15 protein-coding genes are annotated in these 19,367 nt (G+C 45.4%); 8 read left to right on the top strand and 7 right to left on the bottom strand.

The features are described from left to right. Window positions 1-59 precede the first annotated feature (59 nt). Together A3841_RS13625 and A3841_RS13620 are read left to right on the top strand one after the other, a co-directional pair. Window positions 60-1,322, top strand: a complete 1,263-nt coding sequence (locus A3841_RS13625; protein ID WP_073852897.1) for a hypothetical protein — start codon at window positions 60-62, stop codon at window positions 1,320-1,322. Window positions 1,323-1,373: 51 nt separating this feature from the next. Then, the gene (locus A3841_RS13620) at window positions 1,374-2,822 is read left to right on the top strand and encodes a nucleoside/nucleotide kinase family protein (protein WP_073852896.1); all 1,449 of its coding nucleotides are present in this window, start codon (window positions 1,374-1,376) and stop codon (window positions 2,820-2,822) included. A 711-nt stretch (window positions 2,823-3,533) separates the two neighbouring features. On the opposite strand, the gene A3841_RS20340 is transcribed toward A3841_RS13620, so the two are convergent. Then, window positions 3,534-3,686 carry a hypothetical protein gene (locus A3841_RS20340; RefSeq protein ID WP_170866203.1) on the bottom strand — a complete coding sequence of 51 codons (153 nt, stop codon included), beginning with the start codon at window positions 3,684-3,686 and terminating at the stop codon, window positions 3,534-3,536. Between the two features lie 124 nt (window positions 3,687-3,810). Between A3841_RS20340 and A3841_RS13615 the strand changes: the two genes are divergently transcribed. From A3841_RS13615 to wecB, 6 genes are all read left to right on the top strand, one after another. Then, a complete protein-coding gene (locus tag A3841_RS13615; RefSeq protein ID WP_073852895.1) occupies window positions 3,811-4,767 on the top strand; it encodes a glycosyltransferase family 2 protein in 957 nt (318 codons plus the stop codon). Between the two features lie 76 nt (window positions 4,768-4,843). Then, entirely contained in the window at window positions 4,844-5,956 is a 1,113-nt protein-coding gene (locus A3841_RS13610; protein ID WP_073852894.1) for a glycosyltransferase family 4 protein, read from the top strand. 86 nt (window positions 5,957-6,042) lie between these two features. Continuing rightward, window positions 6,043-7,218: a glycosyltransferase family 4 protein gene (locus A3841_RS13605; RefSeq protein ID WP_073852893.1), complete on the top strand. Its 1,176-nt coding sequence runs from the start codon at window positions 6,043-6,045 to the stop codon at window positions 7,216-7,218. Between the two features lie 2 nt (window positions 7,219-7,220). Then, complete coding sequence (locus A3841_RS13600) at window positions 7,221-8,177, top strand: glycosyltransferase (RefSeq protein WP_073852892.1); 957 nt, start codon at window positions 7,221-7,223, stop codon at window positions 8,175-8,177. A gap of 161 nt (window positions 8,178-8,338) precedes the next feature. Beyond that, entirely contained in the window at window positions 8,339-9,091 is a 753-nt protein-coding gene (locus A3841_RS13595; RefSeq protein WP_073852891.1) for a WecB/TagA/CpsF family glycosyltransferase, read from the top strand. Window positions 9,092-9,145: 54 nt separating this feature from the next. After that, window positions 9,146-10,240, top strand: coding sequence for a non-hydrolyzing UDP-N-acetylglucosamine 2-epimerase (gene wecB / locus A3841_RS13590; protein WP_073852890.1), 1,095 nt, complete (start codon window positions 9,146-9,148; stop codon window positions 10,238-10,240). Between the two features lie 273 nt (window positions 10,241-10,513). Here wecB and A3841_RS13585 read toward each other — a convergent pair whose 3' ends face one another. The 6 genes from A3841_RS13585 to A3841_RS13560 form a co-directional block, all read right to left on the bottom strand. Then, window positions 10,514-11,899, bottom strand: a complete 1,386-nt coding sequence (locus tag A3841_RS13585; RefSeq protein WP_073852889.1) for an exopolysaccharide biosynthesis polyprenyl glycosylphosphotransferase — start codon at window positions 11,897-11,899, stop codon at window positions 10,514-10,516. 699 nt (window positions 11,900-12,598) lie between these two features. Continuing rightward, window positions 12,599-14,239, bottom strand: a complete 1,641-nt coding sequence (locus tag A3841_RS13580; protein WP_170866202.1) for a GNAT family N-acetyltransferase — start codon at window positions 14,237-14,239, stop codon at window positions 12,599-12,601. 80 nt (window positions 14,240-14,319) lie between these two features. Then, window positions 14,320-15,993, bottom strand: coding sequence for a GNAT family N-acetyltransferase (locus tag A3841_RS13575; RefSeq protein ID WP_073852887.1), 1,674 nt, complete (start codon window positions 15,991-15,993; stop codon window positions 14,320-14,322). 60 nt (window positions 15,994-16,053) lie between these two features. Further along, the gene (locus A3841_RS13570) at window positions 16,054-17,199 is read right to left on the bottom strand and encodes a DegT/DnrJ/EryC1/StrS family aminotransferase (protein WP_083610367.1); all 1,146 of its coding nucleotides are present in this window, start codon (window positions 17,197-17,199) and stop codon (window positions 16,054-16,056) included. A gap of 103 nt (window positions 17,200-17,302) precedes the next feature. Further along, window positions 17,303-18,283: a polysaccharide deacetylase family protein gene (locus tag A3841_RS13565; RefSeq protein WP_139307968.1), complete on the bottom strand. Its 981-nt coding sequence runs from the start codon at window positions 18,281-18,283 to the stop codon at window positions 17,303-17,305. A gap of 258 nt (window positions 18,284-18,541) precedes the next feature. Beyond that, a complete protein-coding gene (locus A3841_RS13560; protein ID WP_073852885.1) occupies window positions 18,542-19,336 on the bottom strand; it encodes a polysaccharide lyase in 795 nt (264 codons plus the stop codon). Window positions 19,337-19,367 lie beyond the last annotated feature (31 nt).

Raw genomic sequence — 19,367 nt, 5'->3', positions numbered from 1 at the left:
AAGATCATGGTTGATATAATATATCACTTTAAGAGAGCTAAAAACTAATTCGCAAAGTTATGAGTCATTTTTTTCTGTTGCTTGAAATTTCAAGCTATATGTTTATGATTTATATACTTTTAAAGAAGGGAGAATTAGCTATAATCTATTTACCTGTAATATTCTTCTCACGTGATGTAATAAATCCAGTTTTGCCTGCGACTTTTTCCTACTTTTCCATGACATTCATGGTGTTTTACCTTGTTTTCCGTAACCCCAATTATTTAAAACAGAATATACCGGCAATTCTCCTGTTTGTATATTTTATTATTTTGCTGCCTAGATCAGCAGATCTTGAAGCCATTCGTCCTTACATTTTCTCTGTACTTTGGCTATTCACTCTTATCCCGCTTATCAGCACCATTTATCAAAAATTTCCTAGAGAAATTATATTTAACAATTTAAGGAACACAGTACTCCTCATCCTAATAATCTTCATCGCTAATGTTGTAATCTCAACTATCAATAGATTCTCACCGGCTGAAATGTATGGCATTACCACTGGTATACTTTATGGCAACGTATATGCCGCTGGCTTTAATATTTTAACCTTTTCCATCTTCATCATCGCCTTAGGCACCATACAACAGAGGAGTATTGTAAGTTTGGTTGTTTTGGTAATTGCTATTTCGTTCTTGATACTTAGCCTTAGAAGGTCGGTGATAGGTATGAGCTTTTTGGGCGTGGGCATTGCTTACTTAACGCTGCTGACACGCGAAAAAGCGAAAATGTTTGTCCTGACAGGCATTCTCATTTGTACCATTGGGTTCGTGTTATACTCAGCCACTGACCTGGCGGATAGCTTTAAGGAGCGCTACGAACTCCGCAAATTAGATGAACGGGAACTGGAAGAAGAATCACGCTATCTGGAGTACGAACTGCTCTATAAAGACATGTTCGTGTATTATGACTACAGCGCCCTGATTGGCTTCGAGCCATTTAACAGCTGGGGCAATTACGGCAGAGGGGCTCTTGAAGACAGAAGCCTTCACGGTGACCTGACAAGTATTACGCATTCCAGTGGCCTGATTGGCCTTTTTCTCTATCTCTTAATGGTATTCACGGCCTTTAGAAGTGCCTGGCGCGCTTCCGAAACACGCACAGATCTGTTTATCGTCTTGTTCTGCGCTATTTCATTTATAGCTTATACTTTGACAGGCCGCTACACGGAGGTAGGCTCCATGATGATGCTCTACCTTATACTTGCACTGCCGCTTGCCAGAAGGGAGCAGCAACCTGATGAAGAATTAGCTGAGCAAGAGGCAGCCCTGATCGCCTCTTGATCACTGGCAGGCAACAAAATAATTTAAATACCACCGTAAACCCTGAGAATTATGCTGGCTCCGCACCTCACCCATGGGTTAAAGCTCTGTACAGATCTACTGGAGGCGCTCCGGCTAGGAAAAATTAATTTTGCCCATTGGAAGGGCAACATGCATTTGCTTGATTCCCTCACAGGTAAAACAGACGTTGAGCTGCTGATCAAACCAGAAGATCGCGCCGCTTTTGAGGAGGTAATGGAAGCGCTGCATTTTAAGCAGGCGGAGAGCCCATCCTGGAGCAGATACCCGCACGTAGAGGACTGGCTTGGGTTTGATGAGGAGACAGGTTCGCTGCTGCACTTGCACACGCATTATAGCCTGGTTATCTCCACCGCGTACGGTCGGTACGCTCACCTGCCTTGGCTGGAGCAGTTTTTTAATCACTTAACCATCGATGAGGTAACAGGGTGGCCCATTCCCGAGCCAGAAATGGAACTGCTCATCCTGCTGATTCGGCTGCAGGTAAAGGGTAACAGCACCGAGTATCAACTGAGCCAGGTGCATGAAGAAAAGATGAGCGAACTTTTAGCGCTATTAAAAAGAACCGACGCGGGCAGGCTGGCAGATTGCTGCGAAGCATTAGGACTACAAGCGCCCGAGGATATGGAAGCCAGGATTGCGTCCCTCTTGCAACACGAGAACCTAAAGGCTGCCATCGCACTTTCCGGGTTCTTTTACCAGCAGCTACCGGCAAGTATAAAAGAGGCCACTTCCCGGCATTCATTCCAATCGCTTTATTATAAATATTACCTTAAAACGCTCAAGTATTACAAGCCCTTTATTGCCCCAGTCAGGCTAAAGAAGCGCATCGTTTCAGGAGGAAAGGTCATCGCATTTGTTGGCAGTGACGGGTCTGGCAAAAGCACGCTATGCCGGGACATCACCACTTGGCTTACCTACAAAATCGACACACATTACTTCTATCTAGGCAAGCAGCCCTTTATCAAAAGCTACAATACACGGCTGCTGTCTTTGACAGATCAGATGGCTGGTCAGAGTTTTACTTCCAGACTTCTCCGCAGAATGATGGGCGATTTTTACCACCTTATCATCATCCGACAAAAGGCCCAAATGCTCCGACTTGCCAGACATTTCAGTAACCAAGGCAGCATTATCATTTGCGATCGACTTCCTCAAAAGGAGGTTTTCGGTTTTAATGATGGCCCAAGACTCCAGCACTCTAAACAGCGCCAACTTGCTCAACTGGAAATTACATATTTCGAACAGGCGCTGCAGACCAGTGCAGACGTAATTTTCCGTCTGCACGTTTCGCCCCAGGTTGCTCACCAGCGGAAGCCGGAGCATAACCTGAAAGATATCGAGCGGAAGTGCGAAAGTATAAAAGCGATCCGCTACTCTGCTGCTACTGTTATTGATATCAATGCCGATGCCCCTTATAACGAGGTATTACTGGAAGTGAAACGAAGCCTGTGGCAAAGCTTCATTACGAATGAGCGATAATATTTAAATAAAAAATATAACAACGAAAACAAATAGTATAATTTAAAGTATAAACAAGTGTCCTGCGAGTAAGCAACCGCTTTGCTTAAACAACCATCTTATTTAGCAAGAAGCTTTAAAAATTAAATGCCTCCGAAAATAATAGAAATTATAGGTCCTCCGGGGATAGGTAAAACGTCAATATATGAGTCGTTATGTAATATATGGCAGCCTAGTAGTAACTGGACTTATCTAGACGTACTTCTAGAACCCGAGAAGCCTTCAATCATAGAGTTCAGAAACTTCTTAATATATTATGCCAGAAGATTTCTGCGTAAGAAGACTGCCAGGAGTTTACCAACGGAATATGGATTAAGATTCGCTACTAACCACCCTGAGTTAGCCTGCTTCTTATGGAAGCTGCTATCGGATGAAAGGATTTTTAACAACGGTGAAGTAAACAAACGTTTTAGATCTGCTTACTATCTTTTCTGTGACTTCTGCCGGTATCAGGCCGTTTTGGAAAGCGATTGCACCACACCTTGTGTTATAAACGAGGGATTATTACAAAAATCCTTCTTCATTAACGATGACGATGTGTATATATCAGAAGTTATTTCGACATACCTGACACTGCTGCCACTGCCCCGCGCTATCCTTATTATCGACACAGAAAACCGGAATACTATTTTCAACCGTCTCAAAAGCAGGAGAAAAGTTATTGCTTCTCATTTAGGAAAGGACGATGGCGAACTCCTGGTCGATATCGGCAAATGGCAGAACCTGCAGCACATTCTCGTAGAACAAGCCAGAGCCTGCAATGTTTTTGTAGCCAAAATAGATGGGGAAAAGCCCATCCATGAAAATATGCACTACATCAATCATCTCCTCAACAGCTTACAGCCCTCGCCGTAGAGGTGGGTTTGTAGCTGATAGCAAGGCCGTAAAGAGCCGGTAAACTCTGGAGCACCATGTTTTAAGTAATAACAATGTCAGCAAAAACACCCGATTGTTCAGCGTTATCATTCCCCTATTCAATAAAGAGGTCACGGTAGCAACCACAATAGAATCTGTTCTAAACCAATCATTCCAGGATTTTGAAGTTATCATCATCAATGATGGGTCCACAGATCAGAGCCTTGAAATTGCTTCCTCATTTAAAGATGACCGGATACAGCTCTACTCTCAGCAAAATCTGGGTGTATCTCAGGCCAGAAACTATGGCATTCGAAAAGCAAAGCGTAGTTACCTTGCCTTTCTTGATGCAGACGATATCTGGGATCCGGGCTATCTGTGGGAAATGCAGAAGCTGATTAAAAAGTATAAAGAATACGCCGTATTTACCTGTGCCTACCGGGTTATAACCCAGAACAGAAACTCTATCAAATGCGATGGACTGCCTGAAGGAATAATAAAAGACTTCTTTGAGGAAAGAACAAGAAATCACATTATGCGCACCTCAGCTGTTGTGGTTCATAGAGCAGTGATAGAGAAAGTGGGAGGCTTCCCGGTTGGCATGGTGGGTGGCGAAGATGACTTTACCTGGGCAAAAATTGCTATCAACTATCAGATCGTGTTTACGCCCAAAGTGATGATGACCTACGACAACCGAAACAGCACGTTTAACCAGCGCAGGGGCAAACCCGATTCCTGCTGTGAATCGTGGCTGGATTTGTATGAGACTGGCAATTACTACCGAAATGAGTTCATAGCGATGAAAGCTTTAAGTGCAGGAATCCGGCATGCTTATGGCTATCCGCAACAGCACAGCCGCCGGATTGAAAAGGCAACCAAGTATACTATCCTGTATAAAAAGAAATGGCGGCAATTGTATGTGCTAAACAGGTTGCCATACTTTATGATTCCGCCTCTCCGCCAAATGCTCCCGGTCTACAAGCAGACGAAATCAAAATTTGCCAGGGTGGGCAAAAACATAGCGCAAAAGACCATTCTGCAACTGATTTAGCAGCTGGCCAAAGTATAATCCCCGCCTCATGCCAGCTATAGGCTTCGAGTTATAAATAAGCTAACTGTACATTCATATGGCAAGATTCCTATTTTTTGATGATCAGTTAATCAACATTTTACAGCAACAGGAAAAACCATCAGGTGGCGCGGCGGTGCAAACCCTCAGTTGGATAAGAGGATTAACGAAGGTGGGCCAGGAGGTATTTATACTTACCAGGAATGATAAAGACGCCGTTCTAAAAGAGGATTGCAAAGAGTTTAATATAATTCCGCTGTATGACATTAAAAAAGGAGTACGATGGATAAGGTGGGGATACTACCGCTTACCTTACCTTTATAACAGCGTAAAGCAGGTAAAGCCTGACTATTTATACCAGAGCGTACCTGGGTGGGCCTCTTTTTTCATGGGCTCCTTCTGCCATTTGCTTAACATAAAGTACCTGCTCCGCATTTCCAATGATAACCTACTGGATAAACGCATCAACCGGCATCATTCGACACTCAAGCGCCGCTTTCTGGAAAAGGGTATCGGGATGGCGTACTGCATCTTGTGCCAAAATGAGTACCAGCTAGACCAGATCAGAAAAAAGTATCCGCACAAGCGGGCTATAAAGATTCCGAACCCTATTCTTCTAAACCCTCTCCCAAGCGCCGACACTACTCCGGAAAGAAATTATATTGCCTGGGTTGGCCTGTTTCAATATCAAAAGAATCTGCAATTACTCTTTGAAATAGCTTGTACGCTTACGGGTGAACAGTTTAAGATCGCAGGAAAAGAGCTTCCCAACATGGATGTCGAAACGGAGCTATACTTAAACAAGCTGCGGGAGCTACCCAATGTAGAATTTACGGGCTTCTTGAGTAGGAAAGAGATACCGATGTTTCTAACCAGCGCCAAGTACCTGCTGAATACATCCCACTATGAAGGCTTCAGCAATACTTTTTTGGAAGCCATGGCAGTAGGAACTCCAATTATCAGCAGCGACAAGGTAAACCCCGACGGGTTTATACTTAAGAATAAACTAGGTATCATATACCGTGACCCAGAAGATCTGGTTAAACAGCTAAATGCGGTTTCAGCAATTGATTACGGGCATATGTCTGCCAACTCTGTAACCTATGTCCTACAGCATCATGACCATGAAGTGCTGGCAAAGCAGCTGCTGCAATTGCTCAACTGTAACTAATCATCATACTTAAACTATCTCATTGGCTCAGGCTGGTACTCATTCATACATACTCTTCTTTTGTAAGTCATTTTTTTATGTGAACCATGAATTTTACTTTAACTAAAGATAAAGTCAGAATTGTATTTTTTATAGGTACCCTGCAAACAGGCGGAAAAGAAAGAAGGCTCTTGGAGCTTTTAAAATACCTAAAGAACCAGAACATGTATGACATACTTCTGGTAATGACAAAAGAAGATATATATTATCCTGAGTTCCACAGCCTGGGTATCCCCTACAAAATCATTGGCCAACCAAAGTATAGCATCTTCTCTAGCTTCTATAAAGTATGCCAGGCGTTTAAGCCACACCTAATTCATACTTGGGGCCGCATGCAAACCTTTTATGCAGTGCCTACAGCCATCTTGCAGAGGCTCCCCATTGTGAACAATCAGATTACCTCTGCCCCTCCCAACTTTAACCATTGGTCGCTGCCCGGGTTGGTAGACAGGCTAAATTTCTATTGCTCTCATGTGATCTTGTCAAATTCAGCCGCGGGTGTTTGCTCCTTCAGGCCTCCTTTATCCAAGAGCAAAGTGATTTACAACGGTGTTGATATGAGTCGTTTTGAAAATCTGCCAGAGGTTTACCATGTCAAACAGAAGTATGGCATCAGCACGCCCTACACGGTCGTTATGTGCGCTTCCTTTTCCCCAAATAAAGATTATGGGCTTTTTTACCGGATTGCTGAATATATAACTTGTAAGCGCAATGATATAACTTTTATTGGGGTTGGAAAAAGCCATGATGATCTGAACTTTAACAGGTACCAGGAATTAATCATGCAAAATCCGCTGATAAAGTTTCCGGGCGGGATAAATGATGTGGAGGCCTTGGTGAATGCCTGTGATATCGGGGTTTTGTTTTCGCCCAACGGAGAAGGCATCTCAAACGCCATCATTGAATACATGGCTTTATCTAAACCCGTTATCGCTAGTGCTGCCGGCGGTACCAGAGAGCTTGTTCATCATACCGAGAACGGGTTTCTGGTCGAGAACATGCCGGATATAGACATTGCCCACCTCATTCTGGACCTCATTGATCATCCGGAGAAACGAAACAGGATGGGCGCCCGAAGCAAAGAAATCATCCGTCAAAATTTCTCCATCGACAGAATGGGTAAATCCTTTGAGCAGGTCTACAGCGAAGTATTGGAGCATACCTGCTCTTTCGGGACGCAAACTGCTAAGACAGACTCTAAGATTGCAGTCAAACAAGTATAAGTATGAACGTACTTTTTATCAGTCGCTCTAAAACCGGCAGGCCCCACCCGTTTGTAGAGGAGCAGGCCATAGCGCTCGAACATGCTGCCGGCATTAAAATTGAGCACTTTCTTGTGCGCAGCAATGGCCTGAAAGGCTATACAAAAGCCGCTTACGGTTTATATCATCATCTTAAGCGCCATCCGGTTGACCTGATTCACGCCCATTATGGTTTATCGGGGCTGCTGGCTGTCCTTAGCAGGCTATTATTTCGCCATAACCTGAAGATCATTATCACCTACCACGGCAGTGATATCAATAAACCCTCAGAGCGCAGGTTCTCCTTATTGGCCTCCAGGCTGGCAGATCATAACATTTTGGTTTCCAGCAAGATGCTCTCCTATATTACTGCCAGGAGCACGGTGCTACCTTGTGGCACAAACACGGAGATAGACCTTGTTTACAGAGATCCCGCCAGAGCCCACTACGGGTGGGGTGCAAACGATTTTGTGATACTCTTTGCCTCACGGTTTGATCTTCCGGTAAAGGACCCTGAATTTGCCTTAGAAGTGGTCAAAGCCTTTTCTGAGGAGACTACCCGATCGGTTAAATTTCTGGAGTTGAAAGGCTATAGCAGGGAGCAGGTGACCAAGTTGATGCAGGCGGCAGACGCGCTGCTGATGTGCAGCAAAACAGAAGGAAGCCCGCAGGTTATAAAGGAAGCCATCGTTAATGCCCTGCCCGTGATCGCTAATGATGTCGGAGATGTGAAACTCATATGCGGGCAAGTGGACCATTGCTTCATCGTACCTAAAAGCATGGAAGCTTACGTGGAGCGCCTTCATATGCTAAGCAAGACTTTCCCCAGAATACAAAACCGGGAACCTGTCCTTACGCAGTATAGCAATAAATACATTTCCGAAAAGCTCCTGAGTATTTATGAGCGTGTGCTGCTAAAGCCGGTGCCCGTGCTATCATAAATTAAGCTATGATTAGGTACCCCAGCGTCCTCTGATTCCTTGTTATACTTTCCTATACTTTGAGCAGAACTTAGGCTGGCCAAGCTAAGGTCCTGTACTTCCAACTACTGCGCAGTTACAAGTGCTGCACTTCTTAAAGAACTTCCATAAAAATATAGACTATGAGTAAGCTGTTTGGGTACAATCTCTACCTGCAGGACAGGAATACCCTTATAAACGAACTAAAGTATAACATCGCACGTGGGCAGACGTCTACGGTTATTTCCCTGAACACCTTAAAGTTATACCAGGGCTCCAGAAGTAAATACCTGGAAGTCTTGTTCCAATCTGGAACCCATATTATTCCTGATGGCCAGTCTATTGCCTTTGCGGAGTACCTGGTGAACGGCAATAAAATCTCGGCTATCTCCGGCGCAGAACTCATGGTTGAGCTGATCAAGGAGGCACATCAGGGTGGTTATAAAATCTTTTTTCTCGGTTCCCCCCAGGAGTTACTCGACCGGGTAAAGCTAAAGATTGAAGAAGATTACCCGCAACTTATCGGCCGGGTAGCCTTTCAGCATGGCTACTACCATGCAACGCAGGAAGAAGAGGTGGTCAGCCAGATTGCCGCTTTCGAGCCGGACTTTCTCTTTGTCGCTTTTGGATCGCCTAGAAAAGAGGAGTTTATCATCAAGTACCACGACAAGCTCCGGGCACGAGTGATCATGGGGGTGGGCGGGAGCTTTGAGTACTTTGTAGGAGATGTGAAGTTGGACGCCCTCACCAAAAAAATGGGCCTCAGATGGCTGGTAAGAACACTGCAGGATCCCCGAAGGCTCGCCAAACGCTATGCCGTCTGTAACTCCTATTTCCTGTACGCACTTCTCCGGGAGATGATCTACAGCCGGACCAGAACCGCGTTTTACGATTAAGCTCACTCCTCCTCCCAATACGATTACCTATCATTCAACCATTACTGTACTACTATGAAGATCACGATCGTGGCCGGTGCAAGGCCGAACTTTATGAAAATAGCCCCCATCATAAAGGCCATCGAACAGGCACAACATAGAGGAAAGAAGCTCACGTACCGCCTCGTGCATACCGGACAGCACTACGACAAGAAGATGTCTGAAAGCTTTTTTGAGGAGCTGAATATTCCTGCCCCCGAAGTGAACCTGGAAGCTGGCGGAGGAAGCCAGGCAGAGCAAACCGCTGCGATTATGGTCCGTTTCGAAAAGGAGCTACTGGAAAACAGACCGGATGTAGTCGTTGTGGTGGGCGATGTTACCTCCACCATGGCCTGTTCTATCACGGCTAAAAAACTTGGCGTGGAGGTAGCCCATGTGGAAGGAGGCATTCGTTCAGGAGATATGTCGATGCCTGAGGAAATTAACCGGATCGTAACAGACAGCATCACGGATCACTTCTTTACAACTTCGCAAACAGCCAACGAAAACCTTCTAAGGAGCGGAGTTCAGCCGGATAGGATCCACTTTGTTGGCAACACGATGATCGATACCTTACTTTCCAATATCGGCAGACTAAAAGACCCGGAGATTTCTGTGCGGGGCGTTAAATTACAGGAACGTGCTTACTTTACCTTAACCTTGCACCGACCTGCCAATGTGGATGAACAAAGCAAGCTGAGAGACATGATGCATGCCATCATCGAGGGAACCGGCCAGTATCCTATCATTTTCCCGGTGCACCCCCGCACGGCCAGGCACTTGGAAGAGCTCAGTATAATGGATGAACGCCTTCATTTTGTTGAGCCTTTATCTTACCTGCAGTTTAATTACCTGGTCAAGTACTCCAAAGGAGTGATTACCGATTCAGGAGGTATTACTGAAGAAACCACCATCATGGGAGTGCCATGCCTCACGCTCCGAGACAACACAGAACGTCCGGAAACAATAACGATCGGTACTAATGAGCTCATCGGCACGAACCCTTCGCACCTCAAGCCCTATCTTGATAAGCTTTTAAAAGGAGATTGGAAGAAGGGCGGTGTGCCTCCACTTTGGGACGGCAAAGCATCGGAGAGAATAGTTGCTAAACTAATCGAGCTCTATAATTAAACTCCATTTTTAAAGTAAACAATTACGGCAGCATCCACTTGCTTCTGATAAAGCAAAGTATAACCTAGCTGAAGAGTCAGCCTCTTACCAACAAAAAAGCTCGCGACGGTTGTTGCGAGCTTTTTTGTTGGCTGGTACATATTGTTGTGCCCTAAACTTTTGTCTGCACTCAAATAGGTGTAGTAGTATGGTTCTGTCAGCGTCTGCCAAGTATAAAATCGTTTAATTTCGGAGTGTTAAACATTATTCATACCTACTTAAGAGCAGGCGCGGCTAAAAAGCAGTTTTATGCGTATTTCTTCCAAATATTGTCATGTATACGATTCTCAGGTCGAGCACGAAGGACCAGTTTTCCATGTACCAGATATCATGCAGCGTACGCTGGCTTTTTTGCTCTTTGGTATCTGTTGGCCCTCTCCAGCCATTTACCTGCGCCCACCCGGTTATACCTGGTTTATAGTAGTGCCTGATCATGTACTTGTCCTCGCTTTCCTGCAACTGCCGGTTCAGAAAACTTCGGTGTGGCCTTGGCCCTACCACGCTCATCTCGCCCGACAAGACATTCAGAAACTGCGGGAGTTCATCCAAGCTATACTTTCGCATGAAGTGGCCAAGGCTGGTTATTCTTGGATCGTTCTTCTGCGTGGACATGATTCCGCCAAATACATCGTCACAAACGGCCATGGTCCTAAACTTGTAAACTCTGAGGGGTTTTCCCCCCTTCCCTATCCTGATGGGGCAGTAGAAGATTGGCCCTGGCGAATCCAATTTAATTAACACGGCAAGTATGAGGAACAGAGGAAGCAAAGCAAGCAGCGCTAAGGTAGAGAACAGAATATCAAATGCGCTCTTAAGGAAAGAAGCATAGGTATTGTCCAAGGGCAATTGCCGCACATGTACTGCTTCCAGGTTTCCGTATCGTTTCGTGCGGAAGTGTTCGCCAAACACACTCTGATAGTCCGGAACATACTTGACTCTTACGCCATAATGGTCTGCAACGGAGAGTATATTACGTATCTTCTTTGAATGCTTAACAGGTATGGCGATCACGATTTCATCCACCATATTATGCTCCAGATACTCCTGTATTCCATCCACTCCCCCCACTATCTTATCTTGGTTCACCAGACACTCTTCTTCTTTTTTAAACGTTAAGAACCCCTTCACTTTATGGTCGCATACTTCCTCCTCCACATGCTTGGCTAAACTGCCAACCCCGGCTATCAAAGTATGCCTGCCTTGCACCGTATTCGATTTTATTTGATCCATAACCCCACCTACCATAAAGTTAAGCGGTATACCTAGAATGGGAAATCCTAAGGCAAAAGCAGCAAACACCTTTTTATCAGTGAAAATTATATTTAACAACTCCGGGTTTAGATAATAGAGCATACTTGTCAGGCAAAGCAGTACTAAGTATGTTTTGATAAAATTAGTGAGCCGGGGGATATGCCGCGAGTCCGGCATCCCTATCGTTGACTTAGTCCTCGTGTATCCGATCAGTATCCAAAGGAGGAAAATATTGATGATGACGAGCCAGTGTGTTTCTACAAAAGCTACGATATCTGCTATGCTGAACAAAATAGTTATAGTAAGCACAGCTGTTAGTACATCTTTTTCCCAGGAAGATGATGAAGATTTTTGTCTAGCTCTTATCATAGTATTGCACTTAATTCGTGATCATGACTTTTATTTCATTCTCCACCGCATCTATTCAAGCGCAGCAAGATCAGTGCTTAATATATGGAGTGAAGTACAACAGGCTTTGTCTTCTAGATGACAATATCCTCGTAATCTGATCTGATTTAAAGGGAGATAGGAACAATTATGCTAGCATACAAATCATATCTATACTGCTTTGCATTAAACATAACCTATATTTTGTATTATATTGCGAACTATCCTATCTTGAACACCTAGAGCATGTCCAACGCTGTATAAATAAGATTCTACATACCGTCAATTTAATTAAAATAAACCAATTTATTATTTACATATTCCTTGTACGTTTCAATAATAGAGAAGGATAATATAAGATGAATTAAAATTTCACTATAAATGTTTCAAAGTGACTTCACATTCTGTACAACAAATACCCCTAAAGCCAAATAGAAAAGCGAGACTACTTTAACCTTGGGTGAATAGAACAAATTTAATGGCGAAGATCCTAGAACTAGTACATAGGTTCCCTAGTTAGAGAGGCAAACGAACTATAAATTGTACGATATGCCCAATATTTATTTTAAAAATATTATAAAGATATCTCCAGAATAATTATACATCCTATGTTAATAGGCAGCTTGTAAATCACCCATACTTTAAGCATGCGTTTTAATACTACAAAGCTGGATAGGACAGCTAGAAAAAAGATGGAGCAGCAAGGTAAACACCATCCCTGGCGTTCACCAGAGCATAAACAGGTCCTGGTTTCTCCTGCTGCACCTGCCTGGCGATTGCCTGCAAGAAATCCGGAAGCTTTTCTTTTACGGATGTATGGCAATAGGATAGTTCAAGAACCGTATTTCCGTCCAGCTGTGCTTTACCCGAAGCCGGCGCTAGCAGGCCCACCCACACGCAACTGAGCAATAAGTTATGCTCGCTCCAAGTATAACACTTTTCACCGGTCTCCAAGCGCCGCATGGCAGCCTCTAAGAATTCCCAGCGCGTGCAGTCTGATTTGGAAGGGACATAATCCATCAGGTCTTTTAAGCTGCAATACTGCAACGGTAATTCTGTGGAGACACTGTAAGCAGAACATGCTTCGGTCAGCAGAATGGGCTGTACTTCTGCTGCCTTTCTGGAGGTGCTTGAGAGCAGCTTACCCCCACCCGCCCTGCTATGGAACTGCTCGATTTTCTTTTTGAGCATTCGCAGCGTTTCCTGCCTGATACCAACTGCCATTGCCCCAGCCTTTACATGCTTCCTCATGTGCATGGCAAAGCCCCTGATCAACTTGGTGTAGCTCCCGACTATGTCCAGCTGATATGCTGTTCCGTAGTCGGTCGCCAGAATATTTTTATAAGGATCTGCCCCGGGGGTAAGATCAAATACCGTTATGCCTTCTTCAGCCAGCTGCTTTCCTAAAAACAAAAAGTGAAGGATACCTGGAGAGTATTTGGCAAAAGTTGGGCAATGGGTATTGAGCCCCTGCAAATGAAGCCAGCCTTTTCCTATAACGCCGGCATTGGAAGCTATCACTTTCTCATCCACCGTTAATAATGTCGTATGCAGGAGCCCTCTTTCGAATAGTAGCCCGAGAAATTGCCGTCTTCGGGGGTCTGCCCGGAACAGGTTTCTATTGAACATGGCTCCTTTCCTGAAGTCATACTGAAGCGTTAACTCATCAATCACCTCATCAAATCGGTCGGCATTGTTTACCCGCTCAAAGTTAAGGTGCCCTAACCGCTTTAAGCGATTTATCTTTTCTCGTCGGTTCTTTTTCCGGAGCTCTGCGTTCAAGTAATCTTCATCTATGCCCATGAGGGGTTGCTTTACCGGACGCACGAGGCAATGTCTCTTCCAGTACAGGCTTTGGTAGATCCACTGAAGGTTTGCTCCTCCAGGCACATACTTCAGGCGTATAGCAGCTCCCGGAAATTGCTTTAGCACTTCCCTGAAGGCAGCACTCACAAATGCCTCCTCATCTTCAGGCTTCGTAACCCATACCTGATACTCGGCTTGTTCGGCACCGGCCCCCACTATTACCCCTTGGCTGTCAAGGGCCAGGGCTAACAGGCCCGTAAGCTTTCCTGCTAATGTATACCTGATTAAGATGGGCACATAAACATCCTTGTATACCTGGTACCACGTGGCCACATAGGGGTAACTTTGAAAGGCAGTGCTCCATGGGCAGGCTTCCTGTAAGCACTCCCATGCCATTTTAAACTCTTCTTTTTCCAGAGAAGATAAGGCATCCTCTCCTATCAGTACCTCAAGCCTTGCTATCCCGTTAGAATCAATGCGCTTAGGTGTGGCGCCTAAAGTGGTCAACTGGAACATTATATGCTGCATTTAAAGCCTTGTAACACTATGTTTATTATTGATAATACTGCGGCATTACCGCTTTAAAGTATAAGAATTCATACTTTGTCAAGAGCGAAACCACTCCTACACAGGTTTCGCACAAATAATGGCATAAGGCCCTCCCCCTGGAGAAGGCGGGAAATGGCAGCCAGAAAAGCAGGCAGTTGCTTTCTGGCTGCGGTTTGGCAATAGGTTAATTCCAACTGGAAGGGCTTCTCAGGGGCTGTATTTTCCGAGTCCACCACCAAATCAACAAGCCAGGCACAAGCCATGAGTTGTCCATCCTTGCTCCAGGTATAACAGGTATCCCCGGCTTCCAGGCGTCGCATGGCTGTCTCCAAAAACTCCCACCGCGACACATCATACTTAGCAGGTGTATATAGCAATAATTCCTTTAGATCGTTTTCCTGCACCCCCATCATAGGGTCAGCCGTCTCGTTCCAATCCGGCCTTATCTGCATGGGCCTTCTTTGCTTGGCCAGAAGCTTGGATAAAGCAAGTTTTGGATTGAGCATTGATCTGACATGTGCCTTTAGCAGGTACACCTCCTTTCTTAGGGTCAACTCCACGCTCATCGGCCTTTTGCCTGCCTGCACCAGTCTGCTAAACAGGTTCTTTTTAAGGAGTCTTTTCGTTTTGCTGATTACGGTACCAGGGAGGATCATCTCATAAACAAGGTCATGATCAGTAGCCAGACGCTCCTTATAAGCATCTCCTCCGGGAGTTAAATCGAATACCTCGAACCCACTAGTAGCCAGGTGTTTGCCCAGCATAATGAAGTGCACAAAACCCGGCGACAGAAATTTCGCTTTGTAGGGGGCATGTGTGTTTATCCCGCCCAAGTGTACCCAACCTTTCCCTGCCACTGCCACAATAGCAGCCATTATTTTTTGGTTCACTTTCAGCACCGACACATGCAACAGTCCCTTGTCGAATACAGCCAGAAGAAATCTGATTTTAAGTGGATTCTCGAAAAACTGGTTTTTGTTAAACATAGCTCCCTGCCTAAAATCATACTGCAAAACGAGTTCAGGAAGAATCTCTTCAAAGTAGCTTTTTTGAGTAACTATCTCAAAACGAAACTTCCCGTGGCGCTTCAGGCGGTTTACTTTATTTTTGAACTCCGGTTTTGTAAAAAGCTTTGAAAACTGCGGGGATCTCATGGCCATCAAAGGCCTGGTTGCAGGTTGCAATATCAACCTATTCCTCCAATAGGGATCTGCCTGCACCCACGCCAGGGGAATGGCTGATGGCAGATACCTGAAGTGGATGTCACAGCCCCGGAAAGTGCCAGCTATACTTTGAAGTGCCTTTTTGATAAACTCCTCGGCGTATACCCGACCAGAAAGCCAGCACTGGTATTCTGCTTCATACTGCCCTGCCCCCACAATCCGGCCTGGTCTCTTGAGTATGCCCTGCTCATCCACACAGGTTCGTGGCAGGGCCATGGTAAGTAGACCAGCCAGGTGGTTATCTTCTGTGGCTGTAACCACAATGGGCAGATACTCTTCCCGGTATATGTCGTACCAGGTTTCTACAAACTCTCGGCTTTGAAAAACCGTACACCACGCGCATGTCCCATAGAGCAGGTCCCATTCTAATTTAAACATGGGTTCTGAAAGTACTTTAAATGCCTCTTCTCCTACCAATAATTTCGTAATTAAAGGAGCTCCCCCCTTCTTGTCTTTTAAAGGTATATCTTCTTCATTGCTTATTGTTACCACTGCCATACTTCGAAACTTAATCTTCCTCAGCGCCTCCGGACAAAATATAAAAACGTATTCCGCTGCTTAAACTGCAGCAACCTGGGCAGGAAGGGCGGTACGGCTTTCCTGCACTGCACTCACAATTCTTTTCAGATCATATTCGGTTAACTCCTGATGAACCGGTAAAGCGAGCACCCGCTCCCGAAGAAAGCGGCTGCGCGGAAACTCCTCAACCGGCAACGTAGGGTGTGGGTTAATCCAGAACAGCAGGCCTAAAACTCCTTTTTGGCGCAACCGCTCCAGAAAGGGCCTGGCATTCTCAACTTCTATAGGAAAAGCAAAAGGACAAGCTCCATCGGGCAGATACACAAACTGACGAGGCACCATCTCCCCTAAGTGGTCAAGCAAATACTGGTAATTCCTCCGGCGCTTGTGGGCTGTGACTTCGTTTAATAGTTTAGGCAACAACCTTGTAGTCATCAAGGCAGGCGGGGTGTCAGGATTTCCCATCTCAAACTCTGCATGCGGTCTGTCCCGCTGGCGCTTCCACCACGAGAGTGCCGGTTTAACAAGACCATGCAAGAAGCCGACTTCCCCTCTCTTTGTGGCAACCCAGTTGAGATGCCTTTTCAGAATGCGCCAGTTACCGGTTTCAGCTGTTAGCCGGGGCGGTGCAGGAGGTTTTATTGAGATGACGGCTCCACCATCCGGTATTCCGTAGGTCTTATACAAGCAAAAGACAGCCACATGTCCATGGGATCCTACCGGGATCTCCTCCTTTGTAGACAAGAACGCCTGCGCCGCATCTTCCATTAACAACAGGTTCCTGTCATCGCACCACTTACGCCAGTAAGCCCCATCTTGCGGAAAACCCAGGTAATGGATCAAGTATAAGGCCTTTACCTGTTTGTCCAGCAGCGGAAGCAGTGTGGCTTCGTCCGGCGCTAAGGCACCATCAATTTCATAGTATTTAACTTTTAGCCCAGCCAGCAGAAGCGCCTCTATTTCGGAACCATGATGATAGGCTGGCACAAGCACCGTGTCCCCCGCTTTGAGATCAAGGGCTATGCATGCACTCCAGATGGCCTGTCTTGCACGTGAAAAGATCCTGCAGTTTTCCTGGTTTAGGGGAAAAGGGCGCCAGGTGCTCTCTGTTCTAAAATGTATATCCAGGGGGAGTGTGGGCCAAATAGCAAATCGGGGAGTGAACATAACGGATAACTTCTTCATACTTTACCACAAGACCTTCTCAATAACGTTATTGACAGCGCTACTCAAACGCTGCCTCCTGCTAGAGCCAGGCTACCTTAGCACTTTATACTTGCAGCTACCTCTACTTAAAAACAACTTCTGTTGTAACAAGCGGCGGAGAGGTTATGCTTGCCGAGGCCGTTTTATTTTTGCGTGCAGCATACTTCAATTTCCGTAAAGTGGCTTTCCAAACCCCCGTCATCCTACAAATGTTCTCAGCAAACGAAGCGCCTTCCAAAAAGGCCAGCCGGGGCAGCATGAAGCCATTCCCTAAATCGTTCTCTGTTATCTGCTTTGCCTCGCATGTGAACGCCAGGCTGTAGCCTAACTCTTCTAAAAGAGTTATTTCGCGCTGGCTGTAATTGCCGTTAGGATAAGTAAAATAGGAGATACTTTTTCCTGTCCACTTCTCCAGTGTCTTTTTAGAATGCAGCAGTTCAAAGTACACCTGCTCATCCGTGCAGTTTATCAGTATAGGGTGGGAATGCGTATGTCCACCTATTGTTATGAACTTCGATTTGGAGATATTCCTGACCTGCGCTACCGTCATCGCCTCCCGTCCGAGGTTAATCTTCTTCCGGAATTCCTCCACCCGGAGCAGGCGTTCTTCGTTTTGTATTTGCTTAAGTGCCTGTACCGGAGGCGGCGATAGCTTTAACTTTTGTGCCTGGCTAAAATACGACCACCAGTACGTTCCTTCCTGTACAGGTTGTGTCGAAACAAAAATAGCAACCGGCACCTTATACGCTTCGGCTATACTTACAATATTAGCCTCATTCCGCTGCCAGCCATCATCTACCGTAATGATAACTCCTCCTTTCGGGAAGGGTCGCTGCTTTAAACTAATCTGCTCAACATCGGCAACGCTCAAGAACTGGAGGCCCTGTTTTTGCAGCCACCTAATGCTTGCTTCGAACTCCATTTTAGAAGGATTGTGAAAGTATACCGATAGAATATACTCTCCTTTCAGGGCTTTGCTCAAAGCTTTCTTTACAAAGCCTAACCGGATCAGCAAGCATGCTAACAGCCATCCCAATATGTTCCTTACAGTAAACTTCATCATGAAAGCATTAGGTATAGGTATTCCTGCATCTAAAACGTAGATGGTGTTTTAGCATCTGATTTAAATCTTTGATGTGTATCTATGTAACGCCTATGCTTTTAATGGCATAAATAGAAATTAATCTTTTATTTATACCATATACTAGTAGATCATGGCAAAGGTTATTGGTAGTTCTATCTAAAAACGGGAAAAATAAAATTTAAAGTAATGTCTGAGAATCAACCCGCACAAGTATGAAAGCAGTAGGAAGCCGACTACCTAATTCGCTGCAGCTGCACCAGGGTCCAGACAAATCAATTTTACATCGTCTATATAATATACTCTCTTCTGCGTATCGGTAGTGCGGGAGTGGTTCCAGTCATCTTTGTATAGGCCAACCTTCCAGCGCGGGTATCCAAATCCTGAATACATGGTGGGACCATTGTAACTCAGCACTTTGTTTTCATTGAGCCATACCTCTACCATTCCGTCTTCACCCGAGGAATGCACGATGTGAATAGCAAACCTGTGCCACACATCTTTCCGGACCTCACCAAGCGCATACCGCTGGTGTTTTAGGCCTTTTCCCTTTAGAAAGATGAAAAACTCATCATTCTCAGTGATCAGCATCAAGGCTGGGCTACCTGACCCTTTGCCTTGGTGCCACTGGTTGATATGATCCATGCTGGTGTCTCTTTGGTAATCCTCAGTGGGGAAATAGGCGGCAAACGTATACCACCCTTCTTTTACCTTTGTCGCTTCCGGAAACAGGAACTCAGCCCTGGTGCCGCCACTTGCTTCAGGATCAGTATCCCTTAATTCAAACCGGCCCGATCTGGTCCCCTCATAAACAGGCAGCTCTGCTACACGAAAACCATAGGCCGTGGCGGCCTGTAACTTAGCCCCCCGAAAGTATGATTCGCCCTCAAAGTTTTCCTCCACCAGCAGTTCTCCAAGGTTTGGCGGTATAGCAACTGAAAAACACCCCAACAGCTTATAGATAAAGAAGGGATAAATGCATAGTTGAAGCTTCACGACCATAGGAGATGGATTAACCTGTTCTTGTATCCTCATATTTTTACGAACGGCCGCACCAACAGTTATC

This window comes from Pontibacter flavimaris (genome assembly GCF_001907195.1).
Taxonomy (GTDB): Bacteria; Bacteroidota; Bacteroidia; order Cytophagales; family Hymenobacteraceae; genus Pontibacter; species Pontibacter flavimaris.
This window is presented reverse-complemented; position numbering and strand designations above follow the sequence as displayed.

Coding starts and splice junctions, on each gene's coding strand:
- A3841_RS13605 (WP_073852893.1), top strand. CDS start 6,043: ATGAATTTTACTTTAACTAAAGATAAAGTCAGAATTGTATTTTTTATA.
- wecB (WP_073852890.1), top strand. CDS start 9,146: ATGAAGATCACGATCGTGGCCGGTGCAAGGCCGAACTTTATGAAAATA.
- A3841_RS13560 (WP_073852885.1), bottom strand. CDS start 19,336: ATGAGGATACAAGAACAGGTTAATCCATCTCCTATGGTCGTGAAGCTT.
- A3841_RS13600 (WP_073852892.1), top strand. CDS start 7,221: ATGAACGTACTTTTTATCAGTCGCTCTAAAACCGGCAGGCCCCACCCG.
- A3841_RS13595 (WP_073852891.1), top strand. CDS start 8,339: ATGAGTAAGCTGTTTGGGTACAATCTCTACCTGCAGGACAGGAATACC.
- A3841_RS20340 (WP_170866203.1), bottom strand. CDS start 3,686: ATGATTGATGTAGTGCATATTTTCATGGATGGGCTTTTCCCCATCTAT.
- A3841_RS13565 (WP_139307968.1), bottom strand. CDS start 18,283: ATGATGAAGTTTACTGTAAGGAACATATTGGGATGGCTGTTAGCATGC.
- A3841_RS13620 (WP_073852896.1), top strand. CDS start 1,374: ATGCTGGCTCCGCACCTCACCCATGGGTTAAAGCTCTGTACAGATCTA.
- A3841_RS13580 (WP_170866202.1), bottom strand. CDS start 14,239: ATGTTCCAGTTGACCACTTTAGGCGCCACACCTAAGCGCATTGATTCT.
- A3841_RS13585 (WP_073852889.1), bottom strand. CDS start 11,899: ATGATAAGAGCTAGACAAAAATCTTCATCATCTTCCTGGGAAAAAGAT.
- A3841_RS13625 (WP_073852897.1), top strand. CDS start 60: ATGAGTCATTTTTTTCTGTTGCTTGAAATTTCAAGCTATATGTTTATG.
- A3841_RS13575 (WP_073852887.1), bottom strand. CDS start 15,993: ATGGCAGTGGTAACAATAAGCAATGAAGAAGATATACCTTTAAAAGAC.
- A3841_RS13570 (WP_083610367.1), bottom strand. CDS start 17,199: ATGAAGAAGTTATCCGTTATGTTCACTCCCCGATTTGCTATTTGGCCC.
- A3841_RS13610 (WP_073852894.1), top strand. CDS start 4,844: ATGGCAAGATTCCTATTTTTTGATGATCAGTTAATCAACATTTTACAG.